The 877-nt window shown below is 72.3% G+C and carries 2 protein-coding genes; both read right to left on the reverse strand.

Annotated features, from left to right (window positions below; translation table 11 throughout):
* Window positions 1-30: 30 nt before the first annotated feature.
* Window positions 31-324, reverse strand: coding sequence for a chorismate mutase (locus FNQ90_RS27865; RefSeq protein ID WP_323380179.1), 294 nt, complete (start codon window positions 322-324; stop codon window positions 31-33).
* Window positions 325-524: 200 nt separating this feature from the next.
* Window positions 525-877 (reverse strand): OsmC family protein (locus tag FNQ90_RS25180; RefSeq protein WP_182608425.1); only part of this gene is annotated, 353 nt, incomplete at its 5' end.

Here is an 877-nt window from a genome sequence, read left to right on the forward strand (position 1 = left end):
GTCCGGGGGCTGACCGGTCCCGCGCCCCGGTCAGCCCCCGGACTCGCCGGTACCGGCGATCGTCTCGTGATGTCGGATGACCTCGGCGATGATGAAATTGAGCAGTTTCTCGGCGAAGGCCGGATCGAGCCGGGCGTTCTCCGCCAGGCTCCGCAGACGGGCGATCTGACGGGCCTCCCGCTCGGGGTCGGCGGGCGGCAGCCGGTGCTCCGCCTTGAGTCGGCCGACCTGCTGGGTGCACTTGAAGCGCTCGGCGAGCATGTGCACGACGGCGGCGTCGATGTTGTCGATGCTCTCCCGCAATCGGGTGAGTTCGGCACGGATGGCGGGGTCCGTGACCGCGCCGCTCCCGGCGCTCCCCCCGGATGGGGAGGGGGCGACGGTCGGGACGGCCTCCCCGGCGGCGCCGACGACGGTGTCGGGGTGATCGGGATGCTCGGTCTCGCTGTGACTCACGCCGTGACTGTACGTCGCGGGCGCCGGGCGGGGTACGGGGTGTCCGCGCATCGGGCGCCGGGCCGACCTCAGGAGGGCCGAACGGTGATCGTGGGTTCGTGCCGTACGGGGAAGGCCACCGACGCGGCGATGAAACATGCCTCGGAGGCGGGAGCGTGCAGCCGGCGGGCCTCCTCGAGCATCTCCTCCCCCGCCACCTCCACCCGGGGGCGCAACACCGCCTCCGTGAAACGTCCGCCGCCGGCCCGGGTCGCCAGATCGCCCACCGGCTCGTCCTCGTAGGCGGTCACCACGACTCCGGAGTCGGCGCATTGGTGCAGGTAGGACAGCATGTGGCACTGGGCGAGCGAGGCGAGGAGCAACTGTTCGGGGTTCCAACGGGCCCGATCCCCCCGGTACATCGGGGCGGAGGCACCGGGGA

Origin of the sequence: Streptomyces alkaliphilus (genome assembly GCF_014141535.1) — a bacterium.
Lineage (GTDB): Bacteria > Actinomycetota > Actinomycetes > Streptomycetales > Streptomycetaceae > Streptomyces > Streptomyces alkaliphilus.